The sequence below is a fragment of the Bradyrhizobium sp. 195 genome (genome assembly GCF_023101665.1).
In the GTDB taxonomy this organism is placed as follows: domain Bacteria; phylum Pseudomonadota; class Alphaproteobacteria; order Rhizobiales; family Xanthobacteraceae; genus Bradyrhizobium.
In genome coordinates, this window is record NZ_CP082161.1 from 4,064,632 (window position 1) to 4,089,816 (window position 25,185).

Genomic DNA, 25,185 nt, shown 5'->3' on the forward strand with positions numbered 1-25,185 from the left:
TTACATTGACAGGCGCCGCCCCGGCAGCGCACGAATGACCGATGTCCTTCACGATCGCCATCATCGGCCGGCCCAATGTCGGCAAATCGACGCTGTTCAACCGCCTGGTCGGACAGAAGCTCGCGCTCGTCGATGACCTGCCGGGCGTCACCCGCGATCGCCGCGAGGGCGAGGCCAGGCTCGGCGATCTCGAATTCACCATCATCGACACCGCCGGCCTCGACGAGGGCGCTAAGGGCTCGCTGACCGCGCGCATGCAGGAGCAGACCGAGGCCGCGATCGCGCAGGCGGACGCGCTGTTCTTCGTCATCGATGCCCGCGTCGGCCTCACGCCGACCGATCGCGCCTTCGCCGATTTTGCCCGCAAGGCCAACAAGCCGGTGCTGCTGGTCGCCAACAAGAGCGAGGGCAAGCACGGCGATGCCGGCGCGATGGAGGCGTTTGCGCTCGGCCTCGGCGATCCCATTCAGATCTCGGCCGAACACGGCGAGGGCATGGGCGAGCTCTACGATGAACTCGCCAAGCTGATGCCGGAGCCCGTCGACGAAGACGAGAGCGAGGACGACGCGCCGCTCTCGGAGGAAGAGGCCGCGACGCGTCCGATCCGGGTCGCCATCGTCGGCCGGCCCAATGCCGGCAAGTCGACGCTGATCAACCATCTGCTCGGCGAGGAGCGCCTGCTGACGAGCCCGGAGGCCGGCACCACGCGCGATTCCATCGCGGTCGAGATCAACTGGAAGGGCCGCGATTTTCGCGTGTTCGACACCGCAGGCCTGCGACGGCGCTCGCGCATCGAGGAGAAGCTGGAAAAGCTCTCGGTCGCGGACGCACTGCGCGCGGTGCGTTTTGCCGAAGTCGTCGTGATGATGATGGATGCGCAGAACCGCTTCGAGGAGCAGGATCTTCGCATCGCCGATTTGATCGAGCGCGAGGGGCGAGCTGTCGTGCTCGCCGTCAACAAATGGGACCTGATGGAGAGCAAGGGTGGCGGCGCGATCTCGGGCCTGCGCCGCGATGCCGATCACTTGCTGCCGCAGGTCAAGGGCGTGCCGATCGTGGCGGTCTCCGGCCTGATGGGCGAGGGCATCGATCGCCTGATGCAGGCGATCCAGGATGCCTATGCGCTCTGGAACAGGCGTGTATCGACCTCGGCGCTGAACCGCTGGTTTGAGCAGGCGGTGCAGGCCAATCCGCCGCCCGCCGTGTCCGGCCGCCGACTGAAGCTGAACTACATCACGCAGACCAAGGCGCGCCCGCCGAGCTTCGTTCTGTTCTGCTCGCGCGCGGACGCGGTGCCGCAGTCCTATTTGCGCTACCTGATCAATTCCATGCGCGAGACGTTCGAGTTGCCGGGCACGCCGGTGCGCATCACCTTGCGCGAGAAGGCCAATCCCTTCGCACACAAGCGCAAGCGGCCGTCGTGAGCAACGAGGCCGGCCAGGCGACAGCGCAAGGCGCGCCGCCGGTCCGGCGCGGCGCGGTGGCCTTCATCTTCGTCACCATCCTGCTGGACATGCTCGCGCTCGGCGTGATCATGCCGATCCTGCCTAAGCTGATCGAGAGCTTCGTCGACAACGACACCGCGCATGCGGCCCGCATCTTCGGCTTGTTCGGCACCGCCTGGGCGCTGATGCAGTTCGTGTTCTCGCCGCTGCTCGGCGCGTTGTCGGACCGCTTCGGGCGGCGGCCGGTGGTGCTATTGTCGAATTTTGGGCTCGCGGCCGACTACGTGCTGATGGCGCTGGCGCCGTCGCTGGTCTGGCTGTTCATCGGCCGGGTGATCTCGGGCATCACCTCGGCGAGCATCTCGACCGCCTTCGCCTACATCTCGGATATCACACCGCCGGAGCGGCGCGCGGCGGTCTTCGGCAGGATTGGCGCGGCTTTCGGTGCGGGCTTCATCCTGGGGCCGGCGCTCGGCGGCCTGCTCGGCGACATCGATCCGCGCTTGCCGTTCTGGGCCTCGGCAGCCCTCAGCTTCGCCAATGCGCTTTACGGGCTCTTCGTCCTGCCCGAATCGCTCGCGCCCGACAAGCGCGCGCCGTTCCGCTGGCGAAGCGCCAGTCCGATCGGGGCGCTGCGTCTGTTGCGATCCAATGCGGTGCTCTCCGCCTTGTCGGTCGTCAACTTCATCGCACAGGTTGCGCATGTCGTGCTGCCCTCGACCTTCGTGCTCTATGCGACCTATCGCTACGGCTGGGATTCCAAGACGGTGGGGTTGACGCTCGCCATGGTCGGCATCTGCGCCATGGTGGTGCAGGGGCTCGCCATCGGCCCGATCGTGCGCGTGCTCGGCGAGCGGAACGCGCTGCTGCTGGGCCTGTGCTGTGGCGCGCTCGGCTTCGTGGTCCTCGGCGCGGCGCCGACCGGACCGCTATCCTGGATCGGAATTCCCATTTTGGCGCTGTGGGGCATCTCGGGTGCGGCGTCGCAAGCGCTGATGACGCGGCTGGTTGCGCCCGATCAGCAGGGTCAGCTGCAGGGCGCGACCGCGAGCGTGCAGAGCGTCTCGCAGCTCGTCGGCCCGTTCCTGTTCACGCTGACCTTTTCCTATTTCATCGGCGCCAGCGCGCCGCTGCATCTGCCCGGCGCGCCGTTCCTGCTCGCGGCGGCGTTGATGGTGGTCTGCGTGGCGATCGCGGTGCGGACGCTGGGCGGGACAAGAACGGTCTCGTAGTTTCGTAAGGTGGGCAAAGGCGCCATTGTGCCGTGCCCACCATCTCGTTCCGCATTCAAAGGGATCGTGGGCACGCTTCGCTTTGCCCACCCTACGGCTGAGCCAAGCCTTCAGAACCGTAGGGCGGATTAGCGAAAGCGTAATCCGCCATCTTGCGTGACGCGAGAGAAGTGGTGGGTTACGCCCTGCGGACTGCGCGTCGCGCGGCCGCAGGGCTAACCCACCCTACGTTTCTATGCGGTCACTTCTTCACCAGCGGGCAATCGCTGTCCTTGAGCGGCTTAGCGGCGTCTTCCGCTGAGATCGTGGCGATCTGCTTGTAATAGTCCCACGGTCCCTTCGACTCCTCGGGCTTCTTCACCTCGAACAGGTAAGCCGGGATGAGACGGCGGCCGTCCTGGCGCAGCGGGCCGTTGCCGAACAGCGGATCGTCGGTCGGCAGCTCCTTCATCTTGGCGACGACCTTGGCGCCGTCATGGGGATTGCCGCCGAGCGCTTCCATCGCCTTCAGATAGTGCAGCACCATCGCGTAATTGCCGGCCTGGGTCATCGACGGCATCGCGTTCTTGCTGGCCAGCGCCGAGAAGCGCTTGGACCATTCGCGGGTCTTGTCGTTCAGGTCCCAGTAGAAGGATTCGGTGAAGGTCAGGCCCTGCGCGGTCTTCAAGCCCAGCGAATGCACATCGTTGATGAACAGCAGCAGCGCGGCGAGCTTCTGGCCGCCCTGGACGATGCCGAACTCGGCCGCCTGCTTGATGGCGTTGGTGGTGTCGCCGCCCGCATTGGCGAGGCCGATGATCTTGGACTTCGACGATTGCGCCTGGAGCAGGAAGGACGAGAAGTCCGCCGTGTTGAGCGGGTGCTTGACGCCGCCGAGCACCTTGCCGCCATTGGCGGTGACGACGGCGCTGGTATCGCGTTCCAGCGCGTGACCGAACGCATAGTCGGCGGTGAGGAAGAACCAGCTGTCGCCGCCCGCCTTGGTCAGCGCCTTGCCGGTGCCGTTGGCGAGCATGTAGGTGTCGTAGGTATAGGAGACCGTGTTCGGCGTGCAGGCCTTGCCGGTGAGGTCCGCGGTGGCCGCGCCCGAATTGAGCAGCACCGCATTCTTTTCCTTGACGAGGTTGCTGACTGCCAGCGCGACGCCGGAGCTCGGCGTGTCCGCGATCGCATCGACCTTATCGTTGTCGATCCACTGCCGGGCGATGTTGACGCCGACGTCGGGCTTGTTCTGGTGATCGCCGCTGAGCACGTCGATCTTCCAGCCCTTCTTGAGCAGGCCGGAATCCTCGACCGCCATCTTGATTGCGACCACGGAGTTCGGGCCGCCGATGTCGGCATAGAGGCTCGACATGTCGTTGAGCACGCCGATCTTGACGGTCTTGTCCTGGGCAAAGGCGGATGTGGCAAAACCGAAAGCGGCACAGGCCAGAAGGGCCGCGGAGCGGCGTGCGAACGTCGTCGTCATGAAAGGTTTCCTCCATTGTCAAATATGCGGACGGCTTTCTTGCGGAGCCTTGTTCCGGCTGATGGCTCTAGCCTGTCCCACGGCCGGCGGCAATGCGCCTAAAGCCGGATGACGCTGCGTCGTAGCGTCATCGCTCGGTTAATTTTTGGACAAAATGCGTCAAGACGCTATTTGAGCGCGTCCGATGTCAGCTTGAATTTCTGGATGCGCTTTCCGGTGTCGACCTCGGCGGTATAGACATTACCCTTGGCGTCAATCGCCATGGCGTGCACCCAGTGGAACTGACCAGCGTTGCGGCCGCTGTGCCCGAAGCTGCCGACCACGCTGCCGTCCTCGCGCTTGATGACCCTGATCTCGTTGTTCTCGCCGTCGGCGCTGAGCAGATAGGTCTGCTTCGGATCGGGCCAGATCGCGATGTCCCACACCGCGCCGTTGCCGAGCGTGTTCTTCTCGAAGAAGAACTCCTTCACGAAGCTGCCGTCCTTCCTGAATACCTGGATGCGGTTGTTGATGCGGTCGCAGACATAGACGAGACCGTCATTGGCGAGCTTGACGCAGTGGACGGGATTGCCGAATTGCTGTGCGACCTGCGCCTTGGGGTCGTAAGGCGCCTGCTTGGCGTCGTCGGGCTTGTTGCCGTAGGCGCCCCAGTGCCGCTTGTAGGCGAGCGTGGTCGCATCGAACACGATGACGCGGCGGTTGCCATAGCCGTCGGCGACGTAGATTTCATTCGCCCCCTTGTCGATCGCGGTTTCGGCGGGCTTGCCGAGCTGCGTCGTGTCGTTGCTGCCGAGGCTCGGCGCAATCTTGCCGATCTGGGCGACGAACTTGCCGTCGAGCGTGAATTTCAGGATCGCGTTGTCGTTGTCGGCATTGCCGCCGACCCAGACGAAGCCGCGCTCGTCGACCTCGATGCCGTGCTCGCGGCCGACCCATTCGTAGCCCTGGCCTGGACCGCCCCAGGACCGCAGGAGATTGCCGTCGACGTCGAATTCGAGCACGGGCGGCGCCGACACGCAGCATTTCGAGCGTGGCGGGGTGAGGCTTGCGCCTTTCTCGTCGTCGGTGAGCGAGCGCGGGCGATGGATCACCCAGATGTGGCCCTGCCAGTCGACGGTGATGCCGCCGACCTGGCCGAGGATCCAGTTGTTGGGCAGCGGCTTTGGCCAGGCGGGATCGACCGCGAAGGTCGGCACGTCACCCGCGGTCGCGGTGCCAGGAAGCACAAACGCGATGGCTGCGATCAGAATGGAGACGGCGTGAGAGACATTTGCGAGCGCACGTGCAAGATCTGCGCGATGCCATGAAGCCATGGCAACCTCCCTTTTTTGGCTTCACGGCTTGCTGCCGCCTAAGCGCGGGCAGTCAATCGCGGGGAGGCAGTCAAGTCAATCAGGCCGGCGAACGGAAGCTCATCAGGTTGCGCGTCTTGTAATCGTAGAACTTGCCGGTCTCGGTCCAATCGGGCGCGCACATCGGCACGATCAATTCGGCGACCTGCTCGGGCGTATCGAGCGTCGCCGGGTCTTCGCCCGGCATCAGCGTGGCGCGCATGCGGGTGCGGACCGGGCCGGGGTTGAACAGATTGACGCGCAGCTTCGTGTTCGCGGTCTCCTGCGCCCAGGCGCGCGCCAGCGTCTCCAGCGCGGCCTTGGACGCCGCGTAGGGGCTGACATAGGCGGTGGCCTTGTTGGCGGCGCCCGAGGTGATGAACACGGCACGGCCGGCGTCGGACTGCTTCAGCAGCGGCTCCATGCAGCGGATCAGCTGGAAGTTCGCGGACACGTTGATCGCCATCACGTCGTTGAAGCTCTTCAGCTCGATATGACCGATCGGCGAGGAGGGGCCGAGCACGCCGGCATTGCCGACGAGGATGTCGAGCTTGCCGTAGCGCTCGTGCAGGCCGGCACCGAGACGCGCGATGCCGTCGGAATCGGTAAGATTGAGCGGCACCAGCGTGGCGCTGCCGCCAAGTTTGCGGATCTCGTCGTCGAGCTCTTCCAGCCCGCCCTGCGTGCGCGCCACCGCCACGATATGCGCCCCGGCCTTCGCCAAAGCGAGTGCGGTGGCATAGCCGATGCCGCGCGAGGCGCCGGTGACGAGAGCGATGCGGTCAGCGAGGGGCTTTGTCATGGCGGGGTTTTACAGGCGTGGATGGCCGGGACAAGCCCGGTCGAGACAAAATCCGACCGCATACCGGGGTCAGGGCTGGTAGTTCTCTAATTCCCAAGAGCCGAGGAGGCCAACCTTTTCGGCCACCTCTTTCCAGCTGTTGCCCATGCATCGTTGGCAATAGCCACGCACGTATCGCTCAAGCGCAGGGTAGTCGTATTCCTTGACGAACAGGAAGTGTCTTCCCGGGACATGAGTGTCTTTCATGTTCTCCGCGAACCACTCCGGTGTGCACAAAGTGAATCCGAAAGATTCCTCGCCCGGCCCGCCAGCCGGGCCGACCCTTGCAGAAATGTAGATTCCGAACGGCCCGTCACGCTGAAATCCTTCCAGCGATGGCGTGTCGCTGCATGTCAGCTGCCTGAGATTGGCGACAACGACCACGCTCGCGCCGTCAGCTCGCCTCGGCCAGCAGCGACAATTGCCGCGGCTGCTGCTCGGTCTGGGTCTGGTCGGTGAGGTGGGTCGGATATGCACCGGTAAAACAATGATCCGAGAACTTTGGGTTGGCGGGGTCGCGGCCGGGCTCGCCCATGGCGCGGTACATGCCGTCGATCGACAGGAAGGCGAGCGAGTCGGCGCCGATGATCTCGCGCATTTCCTCCAGCGAATGCGTCGCGGCCAGGAGGCCGCCGCGGTCGGGCAGGTCGATGCCGTAATAGTCGGGATAGAGGATCGGCGGCGAGGCGAGGCGGAAGTGCACTTCCTTGGCGCCGGCATCGCGCATCATGCGCACGATCTTCTTCGAGGTGGTGCCGCGCACCAGCGAGTCGTCGATCAGGATGATGCGCTTGCCTTCGATCGCGGCGCGGTTGGCCGAATGCTTCATGCGCACGCCGGATTCGCGGATCGCCTGCGTCGGCTGGATGAAGGTGCGGCCGACATAGTGGTTGCGGATGATGCCGAGCTCGAACGGCACGCCGGAATGCTGGCTGTAGCCGACCGCGGCGGGCACGCCCGAATCCGGCACCGGCACCACGACGTCGATCGGCACGTGGCTCTCGCGCGCGAGCTGCGCACCGAAGGCCTTGCGGACCTCGTAGACCGAGCGGCCGTGCACGACGGAATCCGGACGGGCGAAATAGATGTATTCGAAGATGCAGGGACGCGGCGCCATCGGCGGAAACGGCTTGTGGATGTCCTGGCCGTTCTCGTCGAACACGATGACTTCACCCGGCTCGATGTCACGGACGAAGCGCGCGCCGATGATGTCGAGCGCGCAGGTCTCGGACGTCAGGATCGGGCAGCCGTCGAGCTCGCCGAGCACCAGCGGACGGATGCCGCGCGGATCGCGCGCGCCGACCAGCTTCTTGTTGGTCAGCGAGACCAGCGCATAGGCGCCTTCGATCTCGCGCAGCGCGTCGACATAGCGTTCGATGAAGCGGCCGCGCCGGGAACGCGCAACCAGGTGCAGGATCACTTCGGTGTCGGTGGTCGACTGCATCATCGCGCCGTGGCGCACGAGCTCGCGGCGCAGCGTCAGGCCGTTGGTGAGGTTGCCGTTATGGGCGACCGCAAGGCCGCCGGCATTGAGCTCGGCGAACAGCGGCTGCACGTTGCGCAGGATGGTGGCGCCCGTGGTGGAGTAGCGGACATGGCCGACGGCCATGTTGCCGGGCAGGCGGTCGATCACCTCGCGGCGGGAGAAGGTGTCGCCGACGAGGCCGAGCCGGCGTTCTGAGTGAAAACGGCTGCCGTCGTAGGAGACGATGCCCGCGGCTTCCTGGCCGCGGTGCTGAAGGGCGTGCAGGCCGAGCGCGGTGATGGCGGCGGCGTCGGGGTGACCGTAGATGCCGAAGACGCCGCATTCCTCGCGCAGCGTATCCCCTTCCAGATCGTCCTGAACCTCTAGCGCGGCCGGGCCTGGACCGGCGTTTGGATCGAGATCAAGTTGGGCGTCCTGGTCAGGGTGTCGCATCTCGTCCACGCCTCTCTTTTAGGGGCAATCAACGCGCCGCAGGTTTCTCGATCAGTTTCTTCAAACTGTCACGAGCAGGTTTACTGTATCCGTCGCCACTGCCCGAGGGCTGCTGCTCGGAATCAGCTTGATCATCATCTGGTTTGTTTTTCTTGAATCTCTTCAAGATGGTGTTCTCGGGGTCATCCGGCAAGAGCGACTTCAGCCAATCTCCCGTCGAATCAAGCACAGTTCGGGACTTTGCGCCGCGGACCCAATCCGGCTGCTGCTTGTCGGGAACCAGCCAGATGAAGAACTGGTAAGCTACCACGACGATCAAAAGGCCGCGAGCGAGGCCAAACAGGAAACCCAGGGTTCGATCCAGCGCGCCGATGCGCGAATCCAGGATCATGTCGGAGATCCGGACCGTAATCACGGAGACCACGACCAGGGTGCCGACAAATACGCCGGCGATCACGACCACGGTCGCGACGGTGTCGTTATTGAAGTAGGTCTTTGCGGTCGGCAGCAGCTTCGAGAACGAGTACAGCGTCACGATCGCCGCGGCGCCCCAGGCTGCGATCGACAGGATTTCGCGCATGAAGCCGCGGACCAAGGCAAGCAGGCCCGAAATTAGCATCACACCGAGCAGGATCAGGTCGAGGATGGTAACTGGCATCGGCTGGTCTGGTCCGCTCGTACTTCAAAGGTGCTCTAGCGAATCGGTGTTTGGCCGCTGCCCTAAAAGAGGGGCAGACGGCGTTCCCGGCAAGGCCGCAACCACGCAATCCCACGCTGCTTTTGTGACGGCTGTATAGCGGCGGGGGCCTCCGGCGTCACCTCCACCTAACCCTCTCCACGGCGGAATCTTGCCGGTGTGGCATTTTTCTCTGCCGGCGCGTTCGATTCGCCCCGGCGGGAGCCACGGGCGGCGATCTCGGCCACCAATGTCGTCAGGCTGTTGACCGCGTTCAGCGTCAATCCGGCATCGCCGCCGGTCTCACCGCGGGCCGATTCGGGCAGCACAGCACGCTGAAAGCCGAGTTTCGCGGCTTCCTTCAGCCGGGCCGGGGTCTGTGCCACCGGCCGCACCACGCCGGACAGCGAGATCTCGCCGAAATAGACCGCATCCGTGGGCAACTGCGCGTTAACCAGAGAGGACACCAGCGCCGCCGCGGCGGCCAGATCCGCCGCCGGCTCGTGGATGCGCAGGCCGCCGGCGACGTTCAGATAGACGTCGTGGCCGGACAGCTTGACCCCGCAATGGGCCTCCAGCACCGCCAGCACCATCGACAGCCGGCTTGGATCCCAGCCGACCACCGCTCGCCGCGGCGTGCCGAGCGAGGTCGGGGCCACCAGCGCCTGCAATTCGACCAGAACGGGCCGGGTGCCCTCGATACCCGCAAAGACTGCGGTGCCTGGCGTGCCGAGATCGCGCTCGGACAGGAACAGTTCCGAGGGGTTGGTGACTTCGCGCAGGCCCAGGCCCGTCATCTCGAACACGCCGATCTCGTCGGTCGGGCCGAACCGGTTCTTCACGGCGCGCAGGATGCGGAATTGCTGCGAACCTTCGCCCTCGAACGACATCACCGCGTCGACCATGTGCTCGACGACGCGGGGACCGGCGATCTGGCCGTCCTTGGTGACGTGGCCGACCAGGATGATGGCCGCGCCCGTCTTCTTGGCGAAACGGATCAGTGCCTGCGCCGAGGCGCGCACCTGCGTCACCGTGCCGGGCGCCGATTCCACCGTGTCGGTCCACATGGTCTGGATCGAATCGATCACGATCAGCCGGGGCACCGCGCCCTCCGACAGCGTCGAGACGATGTCCTCGACAGAGGTCTCGGCCGCGAGCTGCACCGGTGCGTCCGACAGCCCGAGACGTTCGGCGCGCAGGCGCACCTGCGCGACCGCCTCTTCGCCGGAGATGTAGACGACGCGGTGGCCGGCGCGCGCCAGCAGGCTGGTCGCCTGCGTCAGCAGCGTCGATTTGCCGATGCCGGGATCGCCGCCGACCAGCAGCACCGAGCCGCGGACGAAGCCGCCGCCGGTGACGCGGTCGAGCTCGCTCATTCCCGAGGACAGGCGCGGCGCGTCCGGGCTCTTTCCGGCCAGGCTCTCCAGCGCGAACGTTCGCCCCTTGCGCCTGGAACGGATCGACACCGGCACGCTGCCGCTGGTGTCCTCCTCGGCAAGCGTATTCCACTCGCCGCAGGACTCGCACTTGCCCTGCCAGCGGTTATAGGCCGCGCCGCAATTCTGGCAGACGAAGGAGAGGGTGTTCTTGGCCATGGATGTGTTGAGTCGTTGCCCTGTGTAGGTGCTTAGCACGATCCGAGATGGGGGTGCGAAGCGTTCCTCGCTACCGCGCTCTCGGCAACTCGTCCTTGCGCTTGCAAAGCAGGTAGGATTTCCCGTCGATCTTGATCGTGCCGTTCGCGCCCGGCGCCAGCTTGATCGTGACCTTACTGCCGTTCACACCCTTGGTGTAATCGTCCCAGAACTCGAAGCAGGTGGCGGACAGCACGAGGCCGTTACCGGCCGGCGTCTTGCGGTCGATGCGGCAGTGGTTTTCGTAGCGATCGACCAGCGGGGCTGGCTTGCCCTTGATCACGTTGTCCAGGTCGATCATCGTCTTGCTGTCCGGGCCGTCGTTGTCGCGGCAATCCTTTTTCGTCGAGGCCCACAAGCCGTCGAACGGCTCCGCGGCCAACGCTGGCGATGTTGCGAAGAGGACGATTCCGGCGGCGGCGATCATGGGAACGTTGCGCATGCAGGTCCTTTGCTCGGCGGTATGTCTCGGAGGCGGCAGTCAGAATGCGTTCAACAGCATCGTCACGCCGGCCGCCAGCATGATGCCGTCCATCAACAGGCGGAACATCTCCGGCTTCAGGTGCAGCACGAAGCGCTTGGCGACGAAGGCGCCAACCATCAGCGATGAACCCGCGATCAATCCCTTCAGGGCGACATCGGCGGTCAGCGCCCCGAAGCGTTCGAACGTCACCGACTTGCTGAGATAAAGCCCCAACGACGAGGCCGCTTCGGTGGCGAGGAAGGCGCCCTTGCTGAGCCCATAGAACAGGAACAGCGGCACGCTGAGCGGGCCGGTCGAGACCACGATGCCGGTGAGATAGCCGATGATGGCGCCGCCGATGGCGAGGTGCCAGAGATTGGCCTTGAGGTCGTGCCGCGCCAGGAAGTGCCGCACCGGCACCATCGCGATCAGGAAAAGGCCGATGGCGAGATCGACGGCGCGCGAGGGCAGCGCCAGCAGCGTGCGCGCGCCGAGCGCTGCGGCTGGAATGCCGGTTACCGAATAGGCGGCGCAGGCCCGCCAGTCGACCTCGCGCCACCAGGCCAGGATCCGTGAAAAATTCGCCATGACGGAGGCCACCGCCATGATCGGCACGGCCTCCTTCGGCCCATAGGCATAGACCAGCACCGGCATCAGCATGATCGACGATCCCGTGCCGACGATGCCTGAGATGGTGCCGGCGATGAGGCCGACGGTGAGGACGAAGAGGAAGGCCAAGGCAGTCTCCACGAATCGGGAGAGTTTAGCCGTGGCCAGCGTTGCGGGCGATCCGTGCTAGGCGAGGGAACCTATCGCACTGCGCATCGGCATGCCGGTCTGGGCGCCGGCTTTGAGGCATTTCAAGGCGGCGGCTTCGCAGCTCACCTCGAGCGCGCGTTGCAGCGACATGCCTTCGCCGAGCATGGCCGCAAACGCGCCGACAAAGGTATCGCCGGCGCCGGTCGTATCCACCGGCGTGATGCGCGGAGCGGGGGCGCGCTGGCGGGTCCCGTCGGCCGTCACGGCCAGCGCGCCTTGCGCACCGGCAGTGACAATGCAGGTGAGGTTGCCGGCTCTGGCAAGCCCGGCGGCTGCAGCTTCGTAGTCGGCGAAAGCGAGGCCGATGGCGGCGGCCGCGTCGAGCGCCTCGTGCTCGTTGACCAGGAGATAATCGGTGACGGCGAGAAGCGCCGTCACCATCTCCCGGGTCATCTTGTCCGGCACGGGCGCGAGATTCCAGATCACGGTGCCGGAGGCCGATGCGGCTCTGCGCGCAGCTTCCAGCGCCTGCGCAAAGGGCACTTCCATCTGAAGCACCAGCACGATGCCGGAATGGAGCAGCTCGGCAGCAAGATCTCCGGCGCTCGCAGTCATGTTGGCTCCGCTCGCCACCGTGATTGCGTTCTCTCCGGCTTGATCGACCGTAATGAACGCACAGCCGGTCGGCTCGTCGGTCCTGATGACGAGATCGGCGTCGACGCCATTGGCTCGGAGGTTCTCGATCGCGCTGTCGCCAAATCCGTCCCGGCCGACGCGGCCCACCATGCGCACGCGTTTAGGTCCCGCGATCCGCGCGGCGGCGACGGCCTGATTGGCGCCCTTGCCGCCGAAATGCGTCTGGTAGGACGGCGCGAGCACCGTCCGGCCAGGACCCGGAATGATCGGGACCTCTGCGACCAGATCGAGGTTGAGCGACCCGAACACCAGGATCATGGAGAGCCCGTCAGCCTTGTTCGTCCATGACGCGCAGCTTCTCGACGCGGCGGCGGAAATCCTCGTCCGTGGAAAATTCGGCGGAGAGGTAGGACGAGACCAGATCCACCGCGAGCCAGGCGCCGACGATCTGCGCGCCGATGCACATGACGTTGACGTCGTCATGCTCGACGCTCTGATGGGCGGAATGGACGTCGTGGCAGACCGCGGCGCGGATGCCCTTCATCTTGTTGGCGGCGATCGAGGCGCCGACGCCGGTGCCGCACACCATGATGCCGCGTGCGGCTTCGCCCGAGGTGACCTTCTGCGCGACGGCCCGCGCGATGTCGGGGAAATCCACCGGCCTGTCGTCATAGGAGCCTACGTCGATGATGTCGTGGCCGAGCTTGCGGATGTGATCGATGACGGTCTGCTTGAGCGGCCAGCCGGCGTGGTCGGATCCGATGACGAGACGCATGTGGTGTCCTTCTTGATCTTGCATTGACCGTGACAGCCCGTGCGGCTGTCACGGCTCTTTGGTTCAGCTACGCATGTCGGGCGGCAGCTCGACCCCGTGGAATTTCTTGTAGATTGCGTTGAGCTTGCCGTTTTTGACGTTCTCGGTGATCCAGGCGTTGAGCTTATCCATCAGGCGCTGCTCGCCTTTCTTGAGACCAATGGCGAGGTCGAACGTCGCCAGCGGAATCCTGGATTCGAACACGCGCGAGGGGTTCTTCACGCCGATCTGGTTGATGATCGTCGCGGACGAGGCGACACAGTCGACCTGACCGGACACGGCCGCGGTCACCATCGTGGCATCGTCGTCGTAACGAGCGATCTTGAGGTCCTTGTCCTTCATGTTGGAGAGGGTGGTGTCCTGCGTGGTGCCGCGAGAGACGCCGATCGACTTGTCCTTCAAGTCGGGCCAGTCCTTGACGGTCGATGATTTCAGGCAGCCGACATCGGATTGCAGTGTTGCGTAGCGCTTGGTGAAGTCGATCACCTTGGCGCGGTCCGGCGTCACCGAAAGGGTCGAAATGATGATGTCGGCCTTGCCGGTGAGGACGTTCGGGATGCGAGTCGCGCCGGTGGTCTGGATGAATTCCAGCTCGAGCCCCCAGTCCTTGGCGAGCAGCTGCGCCACTTCGACGTCGGACCCGGTGGCTTTCATGGTGCTGTCCATCATGCCGGAGGGCGGGATGGCGAGGTCGGTCGAAATGCGGATCTTCTTCGCTTTCATGATGTCGTCGAGCAGGTCGGCCGATGCCGGCGTGGCGGCCGTCATGAGGAAGCAGCACAGTGCGGCCGCTGTCCTCAGCAATGTCTTGTTGGTCATCCCTAGTTCTCCTCTCCTGTTATGATTTTAAGTTTCCAGTACCCACGAATTGGGTGAGCTCTGGCGTCGTCGGCGACGTCAGGATCGAAGCAGGCCCGGTCTCGTGGACCTTGCCGCGGTGCATGAAGACGATCCGGTCGGCGATGCCCCTGGCAAAGCCCATCTCGTGGGTGACCATCACCATGGTCATTCCATCGGCCGCCAATTGCTCGATCACCTTCAGCACTTCGCCGGTGAGTTCGGGATCGAGCGCGGACGTGACCTCGTCGAACAGCATCACTTTCGGCTGCATCGCCAGCGAGCGGGCGATCGCGGCGCGCTGCTGCTGGCCGCCGGAGAGCTGTTCGGGATAGGCATGCAGCTTCTCCTCGAGCCCGACCTGCGCCAGCACTTTTCGCGCGAGATCCCTGGCCTGCGAGCCGGAGATGCCCTTCACGGCGCAGGGGGCCAGCGTGATGTTCTGCTCGATCGTGAGGTGCGGAAACAGATTGTAGCTCTGGAACACGATGCCGACATCCTGGCGCAGCGCGCGCAGGTCGACATCGGGCCGGTCGACGCGGTGCCCGCAGACGACGATCTCGCCGCCGTCGACCTTCTCGAAGCGGTCGATGCAGCGCAGTGCCGTGCTCTTGCCGGAACCGGAGCGGCCGATCAGCGCCAGTACCTCGCCGCGTTCGACGGCAAACGAGACGCCGTCGAGCACACGGAGCGCGCCGAAGCTCTTCTGCACGTCGCGGAGCAACACGATCGGTTCGGAGGAGGAGGGGTTTTGCTGCATGTCAGGCTGGCGCCAGGTTGGATCTGCCACGCCCCATCCGCCGTTCCAGTCTTTGACTGAACAGCGACAGCGGATAGCACATGGCGAAATAGGTCACGGCGATGATGGCGTAGATGGCGAATGGCTCGAACAGCGAGTTGTTGACGATCTGGCCGGAGCGCATCAGCTCGACGAAGCCGACGACGGAGGCCAGCGAGGTGTTCTTGATGATCTGCACCATGAAGCCGACGGTCGGCGGCGTCGCGATGCGGATCGCCTGCGGCAGGATCACCTTCGTCATGCGCTGCGTCCGGCTCAGCGCGAGGCCTTCGGCGGCCTCCCATTGCGGCTTCGGCACCGACTGGATGCAGCCGCGCCAGATCTCGCCGAGATAGGCGGCGACATAGAGCGTCAGTGAGGCGCCGGCGGCAGCGAGCGGCGAGACCTTGAGCCCGATCGCGGCAAGGCCGAAATAGCCGAGAAACAGGATGACGAGCAGCGGCGTGCCCTGGATGAGCTGGACATAGACGGCGCTGGCGATCCGCACGGATTTGAGCGGCGAGATCCGCGCCAGTGCGATCACGAAGCCGACGATGCCGCCGCCGATCAGCGCAATCATCGACAGCCCGATCGTCCACAGCGCGCCCTGGCCCAAAAACATCAGATGGTTGATGTTGAGATGTCCGCCCATGCTCATCTCACAACGGCGTGCCGAGCCGGCGCCGGCGCGGGAACAGCACGAGGCCGAGGCCCCAGAATCCGGCGCGCATCACCAGCGACAGGATGACGTAGAGCACCGCGACGATGATGTAGGTCTCGAACGCCCGATAAGTGTCCGACTGGATGTAGTTGGCAACCGCGGTGAGCTCCTCGGCCGAAATCTGCGAGCAGACCGAGGAGGCCAGCATCAGCAGCACGAACTGGCTGGTCAGCGCCGGATAGACCATCTCGATCGCGGGCAGCAGGATGATGTGCCAGTAGATCTGCAGGCGTGACAGCGCCAGCCCTTCGGCCGCCTCGATCTGCCCGCGCGGGATCGCCTCGAAACCCGCGCGCATGATCTCGGCGGTGTAGGCGCCGACATTGATCGTCAGCGCGGCCACCGCCACGGCGAAGGCGGAGAATTTCAAGCCGAGGCTGGCGAGACCGAAATAGACCAGGAAGATCTGCACCAGCAGCGGCGTGTTGCGGATGGTCTCGACATAGACCTTGCAGGCGCCCGCGATCAGCGAATTGTGTGTGCCGCGCCCGACCGCCGCGAGCGTGCCGAGCAGGGCGCCGAGCACCGTCGCGAAGGCCGCAAGCTCCAGCGTGAGGACGGCGCCGGCCAGGAAATTCGGCCAGCGCTCCAGCACCGCGGGAAAGTCAAGTTGGAGGCTCATTGCCGTCGGCTCAGCCGGTTACCTGGTTAGTCATGCGGTCGTACACGCGGAACAGGGCCTGGTTGCCGTTGCTGCCTTCGCCATGTGCGCGCGCATCGACATATTGGCTGGTGACAAGCGCGGTGCCGGGGAGCGGCACGCTCAGCGCCTGCGCGTGCTCCTGCACGAGGCGGAGGTCCTTGAGCTGCAGATCGATGCGGAAGCCGGCCGAGACGTCGCCCGCGATCATCGCGGGACCGAGCTTGTCGAGCATCCAGGAGGCGGCGGAGCCACCGAGCAGCACGCGGCGCAGCAGATCGAGATCGAGGCCCGAGGCACGGCCGAGCGCGAGCGCTTCGCAGATCGCCTGGATGTTGATGCGGCAGATCAGCTGATTGCAGAGCTTGACGGTCTGGCCGGCGCCGGACGCGCCGACATGCGTGATGGTCGTGCCCATCGCACGGAAGAACGGCTCGGCCTGGGCAAAGGCGTCGGCATCGCCGCCGGCCATGATCGAGAGCGCAGCGTTCTTGGCGCCGACGGGGCCGCCGGAGACCGGCGCGTCGATGAAGCCGACACCGGCTTTTTGCAGATCGGCATGGATGCGGCGAACGGCAACCGGCGAGATCGTGCTCATGTCGACGATGAGCTTGCCGGGAGGCGGGGATTTCAGCAGGCCGTGCTCACCGTAAATGGTCGCCTCGACATGGGGCGTGTCGGGCAGCATGGTGATGACGATATCGGCGCTTTGCGCGGCATCGGCGGGACTCTCGGCGCGCGTCGCGCCTTCCTTGATGCTGTCGGCCAGGGCGGCTTCGTCTAGATCGAAGACGCGGACCGCGTGGCCGGCCACCAGCAGATTGCGCACCATCTCCCGGCCCATCGTGCCGATGCCGATGAAGCCGACATTGCCCTTGTCGTTCCGTCCCATGTCATCAGTCCGTTTCTTGTTTGATCGGCTTCTTGATCGATTGGCGGTCTGCGATCAGCCCGAGGCGCTGGACTTGTCGATGTCGCCGACGACGGCGCGTCTGCGGTATTCGTCGCCGATGGCAAAATGCTTGCGTAGCGTCGCATCCGCGCGCTCCGGATCGCGCGCAACGACCGCTTCGAAGATGCGCCGGTGATCGTCGATCAGATAGGTCTTCATCGACGGGAAGGCCTGCACCAGCTCGCGGCGGCTGCGGTGCGAATGAGTCAACAGGCCCGCCAACGAACCGTGCAGGACCGTCAGCGTCTCCGAATGCGAGGCGACCACGATGGCGCGATGGAAGTCGAAGTCGGCCATGCCGCCCGCATCTGCCTCGTCGATCGTCTCCCCGATCTTCGCCAGCGCGCGCTGCAGCCGTTCGAAATCGGCAATGTTGGCGCGCTCGCAGGCGAGCCGGATCGCCTGGCATTCGATCGCGACGCGCGCCTGCATGACGTCGTCGAGCATGTCCGCCTGCTGGGCCAGCGCGAAGGTGAAGAAGTCGTTCAGCACCGAGACGTCGGGCCGCGTCACCACGGTGCCGATGCGGTCGCGGATCTCGACGATCCCGAGCACGGTGAGGGCGCGCAATGCCTCGCGCACGATCGGCCGGCTGACGCCGAGCAGGGTAGCGAGCTCGCGTTCCGAGATCAGGCGGTCGCCGGGCTTCAGCGAGCCTGCAAGCAGGCGCTCGCGCAGGAAGGCGAACACCTTCTCGAACCCTTTTTCGCCGTCGGTGGACCGCCTGAGTTCCATCCCTGTCTCTTTGGTCTGATCTTGGTCAGACCAGTATGCTTACCAAGCTACACAGGTCAAGAGGCTACGCTGTCAACCCGGTCGGAAAATTGCGGTTGCTTGGTTCTCAAGGCGTGGGTTGGCTACGCCGCAGGTCCCGCCCTGGACCACCGGTGGCGGTGCACTATGGCCGCATCGACCGACATCACCAGTCCGCACCTCCGCTCAGCTCTGCGAGGAGCTATCGGCATGATCGCGACTGAGTTGTCGGCGGCGGCATCGAGGCGCTCGCGGCAAACTGGTTGGCGAGCTCGAATCTCCAAATCGATCTCGGCAGCATTTATTCGCCGAAGACGTTCATTCTCGACACGACGCCGATCTTCCATGTTTGGTGCGCGCGATATTGCGCGGCCAGCTTTTGAGCATTTAGCCCTCAAAAGATAGCTGAACGCCGCGTCGTGTTCTGCGTTCCCATTTCAGCCAGAGGGTGACAGGACTTGGTCCGATCTTGCGCGCTGTCCGAGTTGCAATCATCCATGCAAACCGCGATCATGATTCAGTGACCCTCACGTCTCTCAGAAGCAACGTCCGCCGCCTTTACGAGGGCGCAACGCCGAGCGGCGTCCGCTTCCGCTACGCTCTGCTCGCCTTCGATATCGTGACGGTGCTGTTCATCATCGCCACATCCTTCCTGCAGCCCAGCGAGATCGTTGAGACGCTCGATGTCTTGTTCGGCGTAACGTTGCTTGCTGATTTCTCGGCACGGCTCCTCGTCGATCGGCATCCGTTTCGAAAATTTACTCAACCCGCAACGTGGGCCGACATGGTTGCGATCGTGTCCTTCCTGGCACCGCTAGCCGGCGAGGCGGGCGGCTTTCTCCGGATCCTGCGAACGTTGGGGCTGCTTCGCGACTATCAGATGCTGGTGAGGCTCCGCATCGATTCTCCGTTCTTTCGTCGCAACGAAGAGGTCATCTTCGCCGTCACGAACCTCGCCGTTTTCATATTCGTCATGACCGGGATCGTTTACGAGACCCAGAAGTTTCGCAACGATCAGATCCATAACTACGCCGACGCCCTGTATTTCACCGTTACGGCACTGACGACGACCGGGTTTGGTGACATCACCTTGCCGGGCACGCTTGGTCGTCTCATCACCGTCGTGATCATGATTTTCGGCGTCACATTGTTCTTCAATCTCGCCCGCGCACTCCTCAGCCCCAACAAGGTGCGATTTCCGTGTCCCACATGCGGGCTCCAGAGGCACGATGCCGACGCCGTGCATTGCAAGGCCTGTGGCACCGTTCTCAACATTCCCGATGAAGGGGCGACCTGAAGGCTCTCGCTGCTCCCGAGGGCGGCGAACCTCTTCCATGAGGATCGGAAGTTCGGGGGACCTGTAAGTCATTGATCGAACAGGGGGCGCCTACTGTGCATGGGGTTGTTTTCACGATTCTTGTCGATGCTCACCGCTACTGACAGCATGTTGGCAGCAGGGGCCGGCTACGACCATCCCCTGACAAACGGGGAGTAGGTCATGCCGATCGAGGCAAGCTGTCATTGCGGTGAGACGGTGTTCGAGGTGACGGAGGCGCCTTCCAGCGTGACGCGCTGCACCTGTACGCTCTGCGGCAAGCGCGGCGCGCTGTGGGCCTATTACACGCCGGCGCAGTTCCGCCTGCTGTCGCCCGCGGACAACGTCGCGACCTATCTCTGGGGCAGCCGCACCGTCAAACATCATTTCTGCGCGAATTGCGGCTGCGGCACCTATTCGGAATCGCCGGACTGGTCGACCGGCAAGCCCGACTTCGACAATCCCAAGGTCGCCGTGAATGCGCGCCTGTTCGACGATTTCGATCTGGAGGCCGTTCCGGTCACCGTCATCGACGGCAGGAATCTGTGGTGAGCCAGGCGCATGTCTGCTGCACGTTCGCGCTCTTGAGGCTATTTTGAAAAGCTGATTTGGTTCCTGCCCTGGAAAAGGGGGAGGATGCCATGATGCGTCTCTTTGCGCGAGTGATGCTTGCAATGTGTCTGGCCGTTGCGGCGTGCTTCAATGTCCAGGCGCAGACGAAGCCGAAGGTGACTTCGCTCGGACCGGATTTCCCCAAGGCCGCGCTGTTCGTCGGCAACAGCTTCTTTTACTTCAACAACGGCATGCCCGGGCATCTCACCTTCATGGAGCGGGCTGCCGATCCCGCCAACAAGGCGGTGTATCGCAACACCATGGTGACCATCGGTGGCTCCGGCCTCGATTGGCACGACATGGACAATCTGCTGCGGCCGGGCGGCCTCGGCGCCTATTCCTTCGACGAGCAGAACAACGTCATCTTCAACAAGCCTGGCCGGCAGTACGACGCCGTCGTGATGATGGATTGCAGCCAATGTCCGATCCATCCGCAATTGAAGGACGCGTTCACGACCTTCGCCAAAAAAGACAGCGAGATCGTCGGCGCCCACGGCATGCGGCCGGTGTTTTTTATGTCCTGGGCCTATGCCGACAAGCCAGAGATGACGGAGCAACTGGCCGAAGCTTATACGGTCGCCGGCAACGCCAATGATGCGCTGGTCATTCCAGCGGGCCTTGCCTTCGCGCGCGTGCGCAAGCTCCAGCCGGAGCTCAATCTCTACGCGCCGGACAAGCGACATCCGAGTCCGGCGGGCACGTATCTCGCGGCATGCGTGACGTTCGCCGCGCTGACGGGCCGTTCGCCGGTCGACAATGCCTACGCCATCATCGGGTTGGACGCAGGGACGACGCAGCTGCTGCAGAATGCGGCGTGGGATACGGTGCAGGAGTATTACGGGCGGTGATCCGGCGCGATCTCGTAGGGTGGATTAGCGCAGCGTAATCCACCAACTTTGGTCATCGCGGAAAGAGAAGTGGAGGATTACGCGTTCGGCTAATCCACCCTACGGCACCACGTTTATTTCAACACCACCCACGCCGGCGCGTGATCGCTGGCACCTTCTTCGCCGCGAGCGTGTCTGTCGACACCGGCCTTGACGAGGCGCGGGGCAAGGGCAGGGCTGAGCAGGAGATGATCGAGCCGCAGGCCCGCATCGCGCGGCCAGCGGTTTCGCTTGTAGTCCCAGAAGGTGTAGATGCGCTGCGCCGGATGCAGCTCGCGGATCGCATCGCACCAGCCTTGTTCGACCAGTGAGGCAAAGGCCGCGCGGCTCTTCGGCTGGATCAGCGCATCCTTGTCCCATGAGCGCGTCGGATAGATGTCGATCGGCGTCGGCGCGACGTTGTAGTCACCGGCGAGCACCACTGGCAGATCCTGCTTGATGAAGCTCTTCGCGTGGCGCCTGAGCCGCGCGAACCAATCGAGCTTGTAGTCGAATTTCGGTCCCGGCTGCGGATTGCCGTTGGGCAGATAGATGCTGGTCACGATGACGCCGCGCACGGCGGCCTCGATGTAGCGGGCTTCGTGATCGCCGGCCCGTCCAGGCAAGCGGTCGCGGGTGAGAACGGGCTCGGCCTTGCGGGCGAGGATGGCGACCCCGTTCCAGGTCTTCTGTCCACACCACACCGCGCCATAGCCGGCCTTTTCGATCGCGGCTGCCGGAAATTCGCCATCACTTGCCTTCAATTCCTGAAGCGCGACGACATCGGGCTTCGCCGCGCGCAGCCATGCCAAGAGATTGGGCAGGCGGCGGTTGATGTTGTTGATGTTGAATGTCGCGATCTTCATGTAGAGCTACCGGCTCCTGCCTTCCGTACCCGGAGATACAATGTCCAAGTTGAACTTTGCCGCTATCGTCGTCGCTGTCGCGTTCTCCGGGCTCGCGTCGGCACAATCGTCCGACCCGCGCGGTGCGTGCAAGGCAGACTACGACAAATTCTGCGCCGGCATCGCGCCGGGCGGCGGCAAGATCATTGCCTGCCTCAACGACAAGCGCGACCAGCTCAGCGCGACCTGCAAGACGGCGCTGGACAGCAGGAAGAAGAAATAAGCCGCCCAGCCTCGTGTCCCGGACAAGCCGCAGCGCCCTACGCCGCGAAGCGCGGCGCATTGCGCTGCGTCCGGGGCAAGAGAGTCGGGACTAGCCCGGCAGCGGCGGCGGGGCCGCCGGCTGCTCGACCGGCGGCGGTGAGGGAGGCTGCTCGGCTCCGGTCGCGGCTGCCGGCTTGACCAACGGCTCCTCCACATTGCCGCCCTTGTAGAGCCGGGCATAGCGGTGGCCGAGGCTGGTCAGCACCTCGTAGCCGATGGTGCCGAAATGATGCGCGAGCTCGTCGACGGTGATGCCTTCGCCGAGCAGCGTCACCATATGGCCGCGCCGGGCCGCATTCGGCGGTAGATCGGTGATGTCGATCGCGATGAGATCCATCGAGACGCGGCCCGCGACCGGGCAGCGCCTGCCGGCGACGATGACCTCGGCGCCGCGGGTGCCGTCATTGGAGCTGGCGGCGCGGAAATAGCCGTCGGCATAGCCGGCTGCGATGATCGCCAGTTTCGTCGGCCGCCGCGCGGTCCAGGTGCCGCCATAGCCGACGCTCTCGCCGCGCTCGATGGTGCGGATCTGCACGATGCGCGCCTTGAGATCGACCACCGGCTGCATCGGATTGTCGGCCTCCGGCGTCGGGTTGACGCCGTAGAGCGCAGCCCCCGGCCGTACCAGGTCGAACTGGAACGGCGCGCCGAGGAAGATGCCGGAGGAATTGGCGAGCGCCGCCGGCACGCCGGAGAATTCGCTGGCGATAGCGCGGAAGGAAGCGAGCTGCTTGGCGTTCACCGGGCTGTTGAGCTGCTCGGCCGAGACCAGATGGCTCATGACCAGCGTGATGCCGTGATCGCCGGCGTTGATGCGGGGGATGATGGCCTGCGCTTCGGAGAGCGTGAGGCCGAGCCGGTTCATGCCGGTGTCGATGTGAACCGCCGCGCCGCCGTTCCAGCCGGTGCGACGGCAGAACACGTCCCACTCGGCGAGCTCGTTGAGGTCGCCGATCACCGGACGGCAATTGATCTTGGCGTAGTGCTCGCCGGTGTTCTGGAAATAGCCGCCGAGCACATAGATCGTTGGCTCCGGGACGGCCGCGCGCACCTTGCGCGCCTCCTCGATGGTGGCGACGAAAAAGGTCTTGCAGCCGGCCTTGCTCAGCGCACGCGCGACCTCGGCGGCGCCGCAGCCATAGGCGTCGGCCTTGATCACCGCCGAGCATTCGGCCGGCACCGCCGTCTTCTCGAGCTTGCGCCAATTGGCGATGATGGCGTCGAGATCGACTGTCAGCACGCCGCCGAAGGCTGCGAGCGCGGCAGCCTGGTTGGCCTCCGCGGAGAGAAGGCCGGATTGCGAGATGGTTTTCGGGTCGGACGCCATTGTCATGGCGCCGTTTTACGCAAGAGGCCGTTCTGGTTCAAGGAACTCAGTAGTCGTTCCCGCTGCGAGCCGGAACCTGACTGTCAGGCGCGAGGTCGCCGAACCGCGTGACCGAGGCCTCGAACGCCAAATCGACGGTGCCGGTCGGTCCGTGGCGCTGCTTGCCGATGATGACCTCGGCTTTTCCGTGCGCAAGACTCATGTCGAGCTGCCACTTCTCGTGCTCGGGCGTGCCGGGGCGCGGCTCCTTCATGGCGAGGTAATATTCCTCGCGGTAGACGAACAGCACGACGTCGGCGTCCTGCTCGATCGATCCGGATTCACGCAGATCCGAGAGCTGCGGCCGCTTGTCGTCACGCGATTCGACCTGACGCGAGAGCTGCGACAGCGCGATGACGGGAACGTTGAGCTCCTTGGCCAGCGCCTTCAGGCTGGTCGTGATCTCGGTGATTTCCTGCACACGATTATCGCTGCGCTTGCCCGAGCCCGAGAGCAGCTGGATGTAGTCGATCACGAGCAGGTCGAGGCCCTTCTGGCGCTTCAGCCGGCGCGCCCGCGCCATCAGCTGCGCGATCGACAGGCCGCCGGTGGCGTCCACGTAGAAGGGCAGCGACTGCAGCTCGATCGAGACCTCCCGGATCTTCTCGAAATCGGCCTCCGAGATGCCGCCGCGGCGGATGTGGGAGGAGGGAACACCGGTGCGCTCGGCCACGATACGCGTGGCGAGCTGGTCGGCCGACATTTCGCAGGAGAAGAAGCCGATCACGCCGCCATTGGCGGCCTTCGTGGTGCCGTCGGCCTGGAGCTCCGGCACATAGGCCTGGGCGACATTGTAGGCGATGTTGGTCGCCAGCGAGGTCTTGCCCATGCCGGGACGGCCCGCGACGATGATGAGGTCGGAGTGCTGCAGGCCACCCATCTTGGTGTCGAGGTCGCGCATGCCCGTCGAGATGCCGGACAGCTTGCCGTCGCGCTGGAACGCTTTTGCCGCGAGATCGACCGCGACCGCCAGTGCCTGCGAGAATTTCTGGAAGCCACCGTCATAGCGGCCGGATTCGGCGAGCTCGTAAAGCTTGCGCTCGGCGTCCTCGATCTGCGCCCGCGGCTGGAAATCGACCGGTGCGTCATAGGCGACATTGACCATGTCCTCGCCGATGCCGATCAGGTCGCGCCTCAGCGACAGGTCGTAGACCGTGCGGCCGTAGTCCTGGGCGTTGATGATGGTGGTCGCCTCGGCGGCGAGCCGTGCAAGATATTGCCCGATGGTCATGCCGCCGACATCGGTATCGGCGGGTAGGAACGTCTTCAGCGTGACGGGCGTCGCGATCTTGCCCATCCGGATCAGGCTGCCGGCGGTCTCGAAGATCGTCTGGTGCAGCGGCTCGAAGAAATGCTTCGCCTCCAGGAAGTCGGAGACGCGGTAGAAGGCGTCGTTGTTGACCAGGATCGCGCCCAGAAGGCTCTGTTCCGCTTCGATATTGTGCGGAGCGCTCCGATACGCGGGAGTTCCTGCGTCGGGCGCGAGTTTGAGAACGTTCGAATCAGTCAGGACCATGGTCAGACGTGCTTAGCAATTTTCTTGGGCGGACGCGGGGCCGGGATAAAGCGCCGCCTCGGTGCAAAGCGAAAGCTAAAGCTGACCGCTATCAACCGCTCAGTTAAAGTGGTGGATGATTAGCAGTCGCAGCACGCGCCGCGCTTGACGGATTTTCGCGGAACCGGTCGGCCCGGAAGCAGCCGCGACCGTGCCATGGAAAAATCCTGAAACAATGAACCTAATGGATTGGCGCGCAGACGTACCCGAGAGCGCGCGAATTGACGCACACTGGGAGCTTTCGGCTCGGGTTCAAACCAGCAGAAGGTAGACCAGCGCAACCAGAGCTGCCCCGACGCCGGTAACGATCAGGGCGTAATGGGTGCGGAGGTCGTCCTGCACGTCGAATGAGGTTTGGGTCTCTTTGCTCATGGCGACGGTCTAAGCCAGGGCCGACCAGACTT

The 25,185-nt window shown here is 64.5% G+C and carries 26 protein-coding genes; 6 read left to right on the forward strand and 20 right to left on the reverse strand.

The annotated features are described in order from the left end of the window. Positions 1–41: 41 nt before the first annotated feature. Entirely contained in the window at positions 42–1,424 is a 1,383-nt protein-coding gene (gene der / locus IVB26_RS18600) for a ribosome biogenesis GTPase Der (protein ID WP_247972971.1), read from the forward strand. Next, entirely contained in the window at positions 1,421–2,677 is a 1,257-nt protein-coding gene (locus IVB26_RS18605) for a TCR/Tet family MFS transporter (protein WP_247972972.1), read from the forward strand. Before der ends, IVB26_RS18605 begins: the two co-directional genes overlap by 4 nt. Positions 2,678–2,918: 241 nt before the next feature. Here the strand turns inward: IVB26_RS18605 and IVB26_RS18610 are convergent, their stop codons facing one another. The 17 genes from IVB26_RS18610 to IVB26_RS18690 all read right to left on the reverse strand — a co-directional run bounded on the left by IVB26_RS18610 (position 2,919) and on the right by IVB26_RS18690 (position 17,880). Next, positions 2,919–4,145 carry an ABC transporter substrate-binding protein gene (locus IVB26_RS18610; protein WP_246926547.1) on the reverse strand — a complete coding sequence of 409 codons (1,227 nt, stop codon included), beginning with the start codon at positions 4,143–4,145 and terminating at the stop codon, positions 2,919–2,921. A 167-nt stretch (positions 4,146–4,312) separates the two neighbouring features. Beyond that, on the reverse strand, positions 4,313–5,458 hold the full coding sequence (locus tag IVB26_RS18615) for an NHL repeat-containing protein (protein ID WP_247972973.1): 1,146 nt from the start codon (positions 5,456–5,458) through the stop codon (positions 4,313–4,315). 79 nt (positions 5,459–5,537) lie between these two features. Next, a complete protein-coding gene (locus tag IVB26_RS18620; protein ID WP_247972974.1) occupies positions 5,538–6,278 on the reverse strand; it encodes an SDR family NAD(P)-dependent oxidoreductase in 741 nt (246 codons plus the stop codon). A 69-nt stretch (positions 6,279–6,347) separates the two neighbouring features. Beyond that, complete coding sequence (locus IVB26_RS18625; RefSeq protein WP_247972975.1) at positions 6,348–6,701, reverse strand: immunity 8 family protein; 354 nt, start codon at positions 6,699–6,701, stop codon at positions 6,348–6,350. Between the two features lie 10 nt (positions 6,702–6,711). Continuing rightward, entirely contained in the window at positions 6,712–8,235 is a 1,524-nt protein-coding gene (purF, locus tag IVB26_RS18630) for an amidophosphoribosyltransferase (protein WP_247972976.1), read from the reverse strand. A gap of 28 nt (positions 8,236–8,263) precedes the next feature. Then, positions 8,264–8,893 (reverse strand): CvpA family protein, encoded by a 630-nt coding sequence (locus tag IVB26_RS18635; protein ID WP_246926558.1) that lies wholly within the window; start codon positions 8,891–8,893, stop codon positions 8,264–8,266. 167 nt (positions 8,894–9,060) lie between these two features. Continuing rightward, positions 9,061–10,506, reverse strand: coding sequence for a DNA repair protein RadA (radA, locus tag IVB26_RS18640; RefSeq protein WP_247972977.1), 1,446 nt, complete (start codon positions 10,504–10,506; stop codon positions 9,061–9,063). A gap of 70 nt (positions 10,507–10,576) precedes the next feature. Continuing rightward, positions 10,577–10,972, reverse strand: a complete 396-nt coding sequence (locus tag IVB26_RS18645) for a hypothetical protein (protein ID WP_247972978.1) — start codon at positions 10,970–10,972, stop codon at positions 10,577–10,579. A 54-nt stretch (positions 10,973–11,026) separates the two neighbouring features. Further along, positions 11,027–11,746, reverse strand: a complete 720-nt coding sequence (locus IVB26_RS18650; protein WP_247972979.1) for a sulfite exporter TauE/SafE family protein — start codon at positions 11,744–11,746, stop codon at positions 11,027–11,029. 57 nt (positions 11,747–11,803) lie between these two features. After that, positions 11,804–12,721 (reverse strand): ribokinase, encoded by a 918-nt coding sequence (locus tag IVB26_RS18655; protein ID WP_247972980.1) that lies wholly within the window; start codon positions 12,719–12,721, stop codon positions 11,804–11,806. 10 nt (positions 12,722–12,731) lie between these two features. Beyond that, complete coding sequence (gene rpiB / locus IVB26_RS18660; RefSeq protein WP_246924695.1) at positions 12,732–13,178, reverse strand: ribose 5-phosphate isomerase B; 447 nt, start codon at positions 13,176–13,178, stop codon at positions 12,732–12,734. A 63-nt stretch (positions 13,179–13,241) separates the two neighbouring features. Beyond that, on the reverse strand, positions 13,242–14,036 hold the full coding sequence (locus IVB26_RS18665; RefSeq protein ID WP_247972981.1) for a transporter substrate-binding domain-containing protein: 795 nt from the start codon (positions 14,034–14,036) through the stop codon (positions 13,242–13,244). 19 nt (positions 14,037–14,055) lie between these two features. Further along, entirely contained in the window at positions 14,056–14,814 is a 759-nt protein-coding gene (locus IVB26_RS18670; protein ID WP_247973206.1) for an amino acid ABC transporter ATP-binding protein, read from the reverse strand. 1 nt (position 14,815) lies between these two features. Further along, positions 14,816–15,484, reverse strand: coding sequence for an amino acid ABC transporter permease (locus IVB26_RS18675; protein ID WP_246924699.1), 669 nt, complete (start codon positions 15,482–15,484; stop codon positions 14,816–14,818). A 7-nt stretch (positions 15,485–15,491) separates the two neighbouring features. Continuing rightward, positions 15,492–16,175: an amino acid ABC transporter permease gene (locus IVB26_RS18680; RefSeq protein ID WP_247972982.1), complete on the reverse strand. Its 684-nt coding sequence runs from the start codon at positions 16,173–16,175 to the stop codon at positions 15,492–15,494. A 10-nt stretch (positions 16,176–16,185) separates the two neighbouring features. Continuing rightward, positions 16,186–17,085 (reverse strand): NAD(P)-dependent oxidoreductase, encoded by a 900-nt coding sequence (locus IVB26_RS18685; protein ID WP_247972983.1) that lies wholly within the window; start codon positions 17,083–17,085, stop codon positions 16,186–16,188. A 54-nt stretch (positions 17,086–17,139) separates the two neighbouring features. Next, positions 17,140–17,880, reverse strand: coding sequence for a FadR/GntR family transcriptional regulator (locus IVB26_RS18690; RefSeq protein WP_246924704.1), 741 nt, complete (start codon positions 17,878–17,880; stop codon positions 17,140–17,142). A gap of 538 nt (positions 17,881–18,418) precedes the next feature. Here IVB26_RS18690 and IVB26_RS18695 point away from each other — a divergent pair. The 3 genes from IVB26_RS18695 (at position 18,419) to IVB26_RS18705 (ending at position 20,673) form a co-directional block, all read left to right on the forward strand. Next, the gene (locus IVB26_RS18695; RefSeq protein WP_247972984.1) at positions 18,419–19,195 is read left to right on the forward strand and encodes a potassium channel family protein; all 777 of its coding nucleotides are present in this window, start codon (positions 18,419–18,421) and stop codon (positions 19,193–19,195) included. A 201-nt stretch (positions 19,196–19,396) separates the two neighbouring features. After that, positions 19,397–19,765: a GFA family protein gene (locus IVB26_RS18700; RefSeq protein WP_247972985.1), complete on the forward strand. Its 369-nt coding sequence runs from the start codon at positions 19,397–19,399 to the stop codon at positions 19,763–19,765. 89 nt (positions 19,766–19,854) lie between these two features. Then, entirely contained in the window at positions 19,855–20,673 is an 819-nt protein-coding gene (locus tag IVB26_RS18705) for a DUF4886 domain-containing protein (RefSeq protein WP_247972986.1), read from the forward strand. 113 nt (positions 20,674–20,786) lie between these two features. On the opposite strand, the gene IVB26_RS18710 is transcribed toward IVB26_RS18705, so the two are convergent. Continuing rightward, positions 20,787–21,557: an exodeoxyribonuclease III gene (locus IVB26_RS18710; RefSeq protein WP_247972987.1), complete on the reverse strand. Its 771-nt coding sequence runs from the start codon at positions 21,555–21,557 to the stop codon at positions 20,787–20,789. 40 nt (positions 21,558–21,597) lie between these two features. Here IVB26_RS18710 and IVB26_RS18715 point away from each other — a divergent pair, with 40 nt between their 5' ends. Beyond that, complete coding sequence (locus IVB26_RS18715; protein ID WP_247972988.1) at positions 21,598–21,819, forward strand: cysteine rich repeat-containing protein; 222 nt, start codon at positions 21,598–21,600, stop codon at positions 21,817–21,819. A 90-nt stretch (positions 21,820–21,909) separates the two neighbouring features. On the opposite strand, the gene alr is transcribed toward IVB26_RS18715, so the two are convergent. Both alr and IVB26_RS18725 read right to left on the reverse strand, forming a co-directional pair. Further along, positions 21,910–23,187: an alanine racemase gene (gene alr, locus IVB26_RS18720; RefSeq protein WP_247973207.1), complete on the reverse strand. Its 1,278-nt coding sequence runs from the start codon at positions 23,185–23,187 to the stop codon at positions 21,910–21,912. A 46-nt stretch (positions 23,188–23,233) separates the two neighbouring features. Further along, on the reverse strand, positions 23,234–24,742 hold the full coding sequence (locus IVB26_RS18725; protein ID WP_246930409.1) for a replicative DNA helicase: 1,509 nt from the start codon (positions 24,740–24,742) through the stop codon (positions 23,234–23,236). Between the last annotated feature and the right edge of the window lie 443 nt (positions 24,743–25,185).

What these genes read in the sequence shown, in the direction of transcription:
- der (WP_247972971.1), top strand. Translation starts at nt 42, where the DNA reads ATGTCCTTCACGATCGCCATCATCGGCCGGCCCAATGTCGGCAAATCG.
- IVB26_RS18610 (WP_246926547.1), bottom strand. Translation starts at nt 4,145, where the DNA reads ATGACGACGACGTTCGCACGCCGCTCCGCGGCCCTTCTGGCCTGTGCC.
- IVB26_RS18615 (WP_247972973.1), bottom strand. Translation starts at nt 5,458, where the DNA reads ATGGCTTCATGGCATCGCGCAGATCTTGCACGTGCGCTCGCAAATGTC.
- IVB26_RS18620 (WP_247972974.1), bottom strand. Translation starts at nt 6,278, where the DNA reads ATGACAAAGCCCCTCGCTGACCGCATCGCTCTCGTCACCGGCGCCTCG.
- purF (WP_247972976.1), bottom strand. Translation starts at nt 8,235, where the DNA reads ATGCGACACCCTGACCAGGACGCCCAACTTGATCTCGATCCAAACGCC.
- IVB26_RS18635 (WP_246926558.1), bottom strand. Translation starts at nt 8,893, where the DNA reads ATGCCAGTTACCATCCTCGACCTGATCCTGCTCGGTGTGATGCTAATT.
- radA (WP_247972977.1), bottom strand. Translation starts at nt 10,506, where the DNA reads ATGGCCAAGAACACCCTCTCCTTCGTCTGCCAGAATTGCGGCGCGGCC.
- IVB26_RS18645 (WP_247972978.1), bottom strand. Translation starts at nt 10,972, where the DNA reads ATGATCGCCGCCGCCGGAATCGTCCTCTTCGCAACATCGCCAGCGTTG.
- IVB26_RS18655 (WP_247972980.1), bottom strand. Translation starts at nt 12,721, where the DNA reads ATGATCCTGGTGTTCGGGTCGCTCAACCTCGATCTGGTCGCAGAGGTC.
- rpiB (WP_246924695.1), bottom strand. Translation starts at nt 13,178, where the DNA reads ATGCGTCTCGTCATCGGATCCGACCACGCCGGCTGGCCGCTCAAGCAG.
- IVB26_RS18665 (WP_247972981.1), bottom strand. Translation starts at nt 14,036, where the DNA reads ATGACCAACAAGACATTGCTGAGGACAGCGGCCGCACTGTGCTGCTTC.
- IVB26_RS18670 (WP_247973206.1), bottom strand. Translation starts at nt 14,814, where the DNA reads ATGCAGCAAAACCCCTCCTCCTCCGAACCGATCGTGTTGCTCCGCGAC.
- IVB26_RS18675 (WP_246924699.1), bottom strand. Translation starts at nt 15,484, where the DNA reads ATGGGCGGACATCTCAACATCAACCATCTGATGTTTTTGGGCCAGGGC.
- IVB26_RS18680 (WP_247972982.1), bottom strand. Translation starts at nt 16,175, where the DNA reads ATGAGCCTCCAACTTGACTTTCCCGCGGTGCTGGAGCGCTGGCCGAAT.
- IVB26_RS18685 (WP_247972983.1), bottom strand. Translation starts at nt 17,085, where the DNA reads ATGGGACGGAACGACAAGGGCAATGTCGGCTTCATCGGCATCGGCACG.
- IVB26_RS18690 (WP_246924704.1), bottom strand. Translation starts at nt 17,880, where the DNA reads ATGGAACTCAGGCGGTCCACCGACGGCGAAAAAGGGTTCGAGAAGGTG.
- IVB26_RS18700 (WP_247972985.1), top strand. Translation starts at nt 19,397, where the DNA reads ATGCCGATCGAGGCAAGCTGTCATTGCGGTGAGACGGTGTTCGAGGTG.
- IVB26_RS18705 (WP_247972986.1), top strand. Translation starts at nt 19,855, where the DNA reads ATGATGCGTCTCTTTGCGCGAGTGATGCTTGCAATGTGTCTGGCCGTT.
- IVB26_RS18710 (WP_247972987.1), bottom strand. Translation starts at nt 21,557, where the DNA reads ATGAAGATCGCGACATTCAACATCAACAACATCAACCGCCGCCTGCCC.
- IVB26_RS18715 (WP_247972988.1), top strand. Translation starts at nt 21,598, where the DNA reads ATGTCCAAGTTGAACTTTGCCGCTATCGTCGTCGCTGTCGCGTTCTCC.
- alr (WP_247973207.1), bottom strand. Translation starts at nt 23,187, where the DNA reads ATGGCGTCCGACCCGAAAACCATCTCGCAATCCGGCCTTCTCTCCGCG.
- IVB26_RS18725 (WP_246930409.1), bottom strand. Translation starts at nt 24,742, where the DNA reads ATGGTCCTGACTGATTCGAACGTTCTCAAACTCGCGCCCGACGCAGGA.